This is a genomic window from Rhodococcus sp. (in: high G+C Gram-positive bacteria) (genome assembly GCF_049286785.1).
Classification (GTDB): domain Bacteria; phylum Actinomycetota; class Actinomycetes; order Mycobacteriales; family Mycobacteriaceae; genus Rhodococcus_F.
Genome location: NZ_JBAQEO010000899.1, coordinates 22,925 through 29,807 on the forward strand (window position 1 = coordinate 22,925; position 6,883 = coordinate 29,807).

Below are 6,883 nucleotides of genomic sequence, written 5' to 3' on the forward strand. Positions count from 1 at the left end.
ATGTCTGGACCGAACGTAGAATGTCGGCATGGCCCACGCCGCGCTGGTTGAGGAGTTCGAGTCCCACCGGCAGCATCTGCTCTCGGTGGCCTATCGGTTGACCGGGAGCGTCAGCGACGCCGAGGATGCCGTCCAGGAGTCGTGGCTGCGACTCGACGATGCCGGCGGTGCACACATACGCGACCTCGGCGGTTGGCTCACCACCGTGGTCGGCCGGATCTGCCTCGACCGGTTGCGCTCGGCCGCGGTCCGGCGGGAACACTATGTGGGCCAATGGCTTCCGGAGCCGATTGTGTCCAGCCTCTCCCCGTCCCGGGAACCCGATCCACTGGAAGTGGTTGTCCGAGAAGAAGACAACCGGCTCGCTGCGCTGATCGTCCTCGACTCCCTCACGCCACAGCAACGCGTCGCCTTCGTGCTGCACGATGGATTCGGTGTGCCGTTCGCCGACGTGGCGGACCTTCTCGGCATCGAGATCCCGGCAGCGCGCCAATTGGCGTCGCGGGCGCGCAAGGTCGCGGCCACCACGACTCCCGCCGTTCCGGACGAGGAGCACGCGCGCGCCGTGCAGCGGCTGCTCCGAGCACTCGCCTCCGGCGACGTCGATGCGGTTGTCGCCGCACTGCACCCGGATGCCCTCGTCATCGGCGACGCCAACGGCACCACGAGCACCGCTGTCCACATCATCCGCGGCGCCGACAAGTTCGCCCGCTTCTTCCTCGGACTCGCCCGGCGTTACGGCCCCGAGGCCTTCGCCACGTTGCAACCGGCCTTGGTCAACGGTCAGCTCGGTGTCCTCGGCACCGGGATCGTCGGTGTCGACGGGCGCAGCAGCTCACCGCCCCGGATCGGCGGGTTCACCGTCCGGGACGGTGTCGTGTGTGCGGCCTACGACATCGCCAACCCGGAAAAGTTCCACGGGATCAGGCTCGCGGGATCTCACCGTCCCTCGTGACGGCGGCATCGTCCGCGGCCCACGGCACCCGGCACGAATCGGTGCTGAATCCCTGTTCGGTGATTCCCAGCGCCGAGTACATCCGGGCGCGCATGTTCTCGAGACCGATCTGGTAAGTGAGCTCGATCACTCCGTCTCGGCCGAACCGCTGCTCGAGATCCGCGACCTGCTCGTCCGTGGCCGCGGTGGGCGTGGACGTCATCGTGTCCGCGTAGGCGATCGCAGCGCGTTCGTCCTCGTTGTACGCGGGAGACTCGGCAAAGTTGCCGATGCCGCGGAGTCGCTCGACGTCGAGGCCGTCGAGCCTCTGCAGCATGGTGCCGAAGTCCACGCACCACGAACACCCGATCGTCCAGGCGACCCGGTACACGGCCACCTCCCGCACGTTGGCGGGCAGGACGGTCGACGCCTTCTGCACCGCCATCTCATGCCGTGCCGAGGCGACGAACAGCTTGCGATGATGTGCGAGCACGGTGAACGGCTCGGGCACCTCGTCGAACTTGTGGGCAGCATATCTGTACGCGATCTTGACCAGCGGGCTCGCGTCCGCCGGGGCCACTGCGGGAATGCGGGGCATCATGTCCTCCATCGTCAGTACTCGACTGGAGGTTGCGTTGCAGCCATCGGGCGCCCGGTGCGCCCCGTCTACAGAGAAGACGAGATAGTCCGTCGGAACGTGACGCGGGCGTGTGCAACCACCGCAGGCATACCGACTACGCTGCAGTAATGCCCGCAACGCCGCGCAATCGCACGTCGACTTCGCCGCGCAATCGAATAGTCTCGCGCTTGCAGCCGTTCGCATCCACGATTTTTGCCGAGATGACCGCGCTGGCGGTGCGTCACGGCGCGATCAATCTCGGTCAGGGATTTCCCGACACCGACGGTCCGGAGTCGATGCTCGAAGCGGCACGGAAGGCCATCACCGACGGTGTCAATCAGTACCCGCCGGGACCGGGAATGCCGGTGCTGCGCCGCGCCGTGGCCGCCGACCGACTCGCCCGCTACGGCCAGGAATACGACCCGGATTCGGAGATCCTGGTGACCGTCGGCGCTACCGAGGCCATCAGCGCCGCGATCCTCGGCCTGGTCGAGCCCGGTGAGGAAGTGGTTCTGATCGAACCCTATTACGACTCCTACGCGGCGTCGGTAGCGCTGGCGGGCGCCGTCCGCAGGAGCGTGCCGCTGGTGGCCTACGGCGAGGGGTTCGCCGTCGATCTCGACGCCCTGCGCGCCGCCATCGGTGCGCGGACGAAGATGCTGGTGATCAACTCGCCCCACAACCCCACGGGCACGGTGTTCACCGCCGACGAGCTCGCCGCCATCGCGGAGTTGGCCTGCGAACGCGATCTGCTGGTCCTCACCGACGAGGTCTACGAACACCTGGTGTTCGACGGCCGGACCCACACGCCGCTGGCCACCCTGCCCGGGATGGCCGAGCGGACCGTCACCGTGTCGAGCGCCGCGAAGGCCTTCAACGTCACCGGCTGGAAGATCGGCTGGGCGTGCGCTCCCGCCGAGCTGATCGACGCTGTGCGCACGGCCAAGCAGTACATGTCCTTCGTAGGCGGAGCGCCGTTCCAGCCGGCGGTCGCACACGCTCTCACGCACGAGCAGCAGTGGGTGAAGGAGCTACGGGACAGCCTGCAGACCAAACGGGACGTGCTCTACGACGCGCTCGTCGCGGCGGGCCTCGGAGTCCACTCCGGCGGCGGCACCTACTTCCTCTGCGCCGACATCACCGCGATCGGCGAGCAGGACGGTATCGCATTCTGCCGTGCACTGCCCGAACGCATCGGCGTCGCGGCGGTTCCGATCAGCGTTTTCACGGACCATCCCGACCAGTGGAACCACCTGGTGCGCTTCGCGTTCTGCAAACAGGACCATGTTCTCGAGGAGGCTGCGCGTCGGCTGCGAACCCTCGGGGAGTCGGGGCGGTGACGGCGCGAACCATTCCCGCCGACTTCGTGCGGCGGTCCGTCGAACTGTCGACTCGGCGCGGGGTCGACCTCTCACCCGCTCTACACGCTGCCGGACTCACCAGGATGTCACTCGAGGATCCGCTGACCCGATTGACACCGACGCAGGTCACCGCCTTCACGCAGGCGGTCTGGCAGATCACCGGCGACGAACTGTTCGGGCTGGGGCCGGCCCCCGTTCCCCGCGGCACGTTTCGGCTGGTGTGTCTCGCCCTGATCCATTCCGCCGATCTGTCGGCTGCTCTCGTGCGGATGGCCGATATCCTGCGCGCGCTGCCGTCGCTGCCCGCTCTCACCGTCGGCCCCGGCGTGCACGGCGGAACCCGGATGACCATCGATATCCGGCCGATTACGTCCGAGCAGTCTTCGGAGGATGTGCGGCTCTCACTCGAGGCGGCGCGAGTCACCACCGATTTCCTGCTGATTCTGCTTCACCGTTTCGCGGCGTGGCTGATCGGCAAGCGCGTGCGACTGCTGTCGGTGGAGATGCCGTATCCGACGCCGGCTCCCCGGCTCGCCGAGAATTACGACCAGATCTTCGGCGTCCCGGTGACCTTCGGATCTGCCATCCCCGCAGTCGAATTCGACAATTCAGTACTCCGCTCCCCTATCATCCAGACGGAGGAGGCACTCGAGGAGTACCTCCGCGAGTCGCCCACCCTGCTGATGTCGGAACGCGACTACGACAGCACGGCGTCGGCGCAGGTCCGCAGGGTGCTCGAGCTCGGCGTCAAGGGTCGCACCTCCACTGCGGAGGACATCGCGGAGATGCTGTCGATCAGCGTTCCGCACCTTCGCCGGTTGCTCCGACAGGAGGGCACCTCGCTCAACCAGTTACGCGAGCAGGTTCTGCGCGACGCCGCAATCGCGGGGCTGCGCAGGGGGGAATCAGTGGACGAACTGTCGGCTCGTCTGGGGTTCTCCGAACCCAGCGCGTTCCGGCGGGCATTCAAGCGCTGGACGGGCAACACACCGAGTTCGTACCGCTGAGGTCGGACGTCGTCAGCTGACGCAGAACTCGTTGCCTTCCGGATCGGCCATCGTGATCCACTCGCTCGGTCCCTGCCGGCCGCGGTGCAGAAACGTCGCCCCTCGCTGTTCGAGCTGCCGCGCGACGTCGGCGCGGTCGTCCCCCACCCGTAGGTCGAGGTGAAGGCGGTTCTTGACCGTCTTCTTCTCGGGGACGAGCTGGAACAGCACGCGCGGACGCTCCGGGTGCTCGGGGTCGCGAATGCCGGCGCCCTCACGCCAGACGAGGACACCCTCGAACTCCATGGTGTCCGATTCCTGGGCATGACCGGCCTGCACCAGTCCGCGGATGAAGTTCTCGTCGCTCGGCTCCACCTCCCAGCCGAGCGTCTGCGCCCACCACTTGGCCAGGCTGTGGGGGTTCTCCGAATCGACCGTGACCTGAAATTCGTATCCCATGCGCCGACGGTACAACGCGGCACCGACAGGCCCGCTGTTCTATGGCCTCACCAGGATCCGGATGGGATCGCCCGTATGATTCTCGAGCTTCGCGATTCCTTCCTCGATGTCTCCGAGGGCCACGATCTCACTGATCGAGCGGGACAGATCGAGCCTGCCACGTGAGACCAGCTCTGCAAGGGTCTCGATATCGACGTTCTTGTACCCCAGATGGCCCAGTACCTGCTTCTGCGACAACCCGAACTGCGCCGTGGTTCCCAGCGACGCCTCCTGCCCGCTCAACCCCACCGCGACGAGGCGTCCGCCCACCGTCACGAAGTCGAGTGCCTGATCGAACGTCACCTTCAGGCCTGCCGCATCGAACGCAACGTCGAACATCCTGCCGCCCGTCGCGTCGTGCACCTTCGCCTTCAGGTTCTCCTCCCGGGAGTCGAATGCGTAGTCGGCGCCCAGTTCGAGTGCCCTCTCTCGCACTGCAGGATTGAGATCGAACGCGACGATCGGGACCGCGCCGGCCAACCGCGCCAACTGCACGATGTGCGTCCCCACGCCGCCCACTCCCCACACCCCGACGGATTCACCGATCACCACCTTGCCCGTCCGCACCACCGCGCCGAACGGCGTCGACACCGCGTCAGCGAGGATCGCCGCCTGCTCGAACGACACATTGTCGGGGATACGGGTGAGCCCTCCCGCCTGCGCCACCGTGTATTCGGCCCACGCGCCGTCGTAGGCGAAGGCCATGAGTTGGATGTTCATACAGTTCGTGAGGTCACCGCGACGGCACTTCCGGCACACCATGCAGGGTTTACCGGCGGAGGGCACGACGCGGTCGCCTTCCGACCATCCGGTCACTCCGGGTCCGAGTTCCGCGATGGTGCCGGACGCCTCGTGCCCCTGTGTCACCACCGGCAGAAGTGGTGGGAAGGTTCCGTCGATCAAACTGAGGTCGGAGTGGCAGATACCGCAGAACTCCACCTTCACCAGAACCTCGCCCGGTCCGGGCTCGGGAATCGGGACCTGCTCCACAGCAATTGTTTTCGTATCGGCATAGAAACGCTCGGCCCACATGGTCGCAGACATGGCAAGTCCCTTCGTCGCGTTCCTCCCACGGTACTCTCCGGACTCGCGCCCTGAGTGATGCTGCGCGAGAACAGATACAGCCTGCTCCCACCGATCGCGGTCTCGGTCGCGGGCCGGTGACGGCTCGCTGGACCGGGCCTGGCTTGCATTCGCCGACGACCAGTGGGAACGTCGGAAGGGCACACGTCGTCCGATCCGAAAGGGTGAAATACCAGTTATGCGTACGGCCGTAGCCGACCACTACCCCACGCGGGACCGCTCCGAGTGCACGCTGTCGATCCGGCAGGATCCTGTCACCTGGTCGAATCCGAACCGGCACGACCGGGGATCCGGTCCTCTCACCGCACACCAACTCGCCGGCTACGACACCCGCGGCTTCCACTCCACCGATGCCCTGATCCCACCTCGCGAGGTCTTCGACCTGGTCGACGAGATGAAGCGTCTCGCCCAGACGGACACGCTGCGCGGTGACGACCGGATGGTGCGCGAAAACGGCGACGGCGCTGTCCGTTCCGTCTTCGACGTGCATCGTCTCAGCGACGTCGTGGACAAGATCATCCGCCGCCCGGAGATCCTCGGGATCGCCCGGCAAATACTCGGGTCCGACGTATACGTCCACCAGTCCCGGCTCAACTTCAAGCCGGGTTTCAGCGGCGGTCCATTCTACTGGCACTCGGATTTCGAGACCTGGCACGCCGAGGACGGCATGCCCAGCCCCCGCGCCACGAGTATCTCGATCGCCCTCACCGAGAACTACGGATACAACGGCGGATTGATGATAATGCCGGGCTCCCACCGGACCTTCGTGTCCTGTGCAGGCCGGACACCCGAGGACTACTACAAGGAATCGCTGGTCAGCTACGTTCCGCCCACCGGATCACCGGATCAGGCGACGCTCGCCCGGATGGCCGACGACTACGGGATCGAGGTGATGACGGGGCCGGCCGGTTCCGCTACCGTCTTCGATTCCAACTGCATGCACGGCTCGAACGGGAACATCACGCCGTTTCCGCGGTCCAACCTCTTCATCGTGTTCAACAGCGTCGAGAACACCTTGACCGAACCGTATTCCGCCCCGGTGCCGCGTCCCGATTATCTCGGCAGCCGAGATTTCACGCCACTGCATTGATTCCACGGCCAGGCTGATTTCATCCCCCCTGCACCGGTCCTCCCCGCACGCGCAAGGGGGCAGCCTCGACCCCGGCGCGTCGGATGAGCTCCTCCAGCACCACTTCGGCGTCGGCCAATCGGTCCCTGGTCGCACCGGAGTCGAAGGTCGGATCGGGTTCCGTCATGGACAGGAAGCAACCGGTGAACGCTGCTGCGGGCACCGCCCATTCAGCTTCGTCCCCAGTGCCGAAAGGATCGCTCTTGTCCCGAGGGGCGTTCGGCAACACAGCATTTCGCAACACCATTCCCTCCATGAGGGCAGCCCCGGTGT

8 protein-coding genes are annotated in these 6,883 nt (G+C 66.1%); 4 read left to right on the top strand and 4 right to left on the bottom strand.

What is annotated here, in order from left to right:
• Positions 1 to 28: 28 nt before the first annotated feature.
• Complete coding sequence (locus WAW17_RS32360) at positions 29 to 955, top strand: sigma-70 family RNA polymerase sigma factor (protein ID WP_422336913.1); 927 nt, start codon at positions 29 to 31, stop codon at positions 953 to 955.
• Here the strand turns inward: WAW17_RS32360 and WAW17_RS32365 are convergent.
• Complete coding sequence (locus WAW17_RS32365; RefSeq protein ID WP_422336921.1) at positions 924 to 1,532, bottom strand: carboxymuconolactone decarboxylase family protein; 609 nt, start codon at positions 1,530 to 1,532, stop codon at positions 924 to 926. The two genes, WAW17_RS32360 and WAW17_RS32365, sit on opposite strands and share 32 nt — an antisense overlap.
• A 149-nt stretch (positions 1,533 to 1,681) precedes the next feature.
• On the opposite strand from WAW17_RS32365, the gene WAW17_RS32370 reads away from it, so the two are divergent.
• Positions 1,682 to 2,893 carry a pyridoxal phosphate-dependent aminotransferase gene (locus WAW17_RS32370; RefSeq protein WP_422336914.1) on the top strand — a complete coding sequence of 404 codons (1,212 nt, stop codon included), beginning with the start codon at positions 1,682 to 1,684 and terminating at the stop codon, positions 2,891 to 2,893.
• Positions 2,890 to 3,921, top strand: coding sequence for an AraC family transcriptional regulator (locus WAW17_RS32375; protein ID WP_422336915.1), 1,032 nt, complete (start codon positions 2,890 to 2,892; stop codon positions 3,919 to 3,921). The genes WAW17_RS32370 and WAW17_RS32375 overlap by 4 nt, the downstream gene beginning before the upstream one ends.
• A 12-nt stretch (positions 3,922 to 3,933) precedes the next feature.
• Here the strand turns inward: WAW17_RS32375 and WAW17_RS32380 are convergent, their stop codons facing one another.
• Together WAW17_RS32380 and WAW17_RS32385 are read right to left on the bottom strand one after the other, a co-directional pair.
• Positions 3,934 to 4,359 (bottom strand): VOC family protein, encoded by a 426-nt coding sequence (locus tag WAW17_RS32380; protein WP_422336916.1) that lies wholly within the window; start codon positions 4,357 to 4,359, stop codon positions 3,934 to 3,936.
• A gap of 39 nt (positions 4,360 to 4,398) precedes the next feature.
• The gene (locus tag WAW17_RS32385; protein ID WP_422336917.1) at positions 4,399 to 5,442 is read right to left on the bottom strand and encodes a zinc-binding dehydrogenase; all 1,044 of its coding nucleotides are present in this window, start codon (positions 5,440 to 5,442) and stop codon (positions 4,399 to 4,401) included.
• Positions 5,443 to 5,659: 217 nt separating this feature from the next.
• Between WAW17_RS32385 and thpD the strand changes: the two genes are divergently transcribed.
• Positions 5,660 to 6,571, top strand: coding sequence for an ectoine hydroxylase (gene thpD, locus WAW17_RS32390; RefSeq protein ID WP_422336918.1), 912 nt, complete (start codon positions 5,660 to 5,662; stop codon positions 6,569 to 6,571).
• 19 nt (positions 6,572 to 6,590) lie between these two features.
• Here the strand turns inward: thpD and WAW17_RS32395 are convergent.
• A partial coding sequence (locus WAW17_RS32395; RefSeq protein ID WP_422336919.1) for a hypothetical protein occupies positions 6,591 to 6,883 on the bottom strand: 293 nt, incomplete at its 5' end.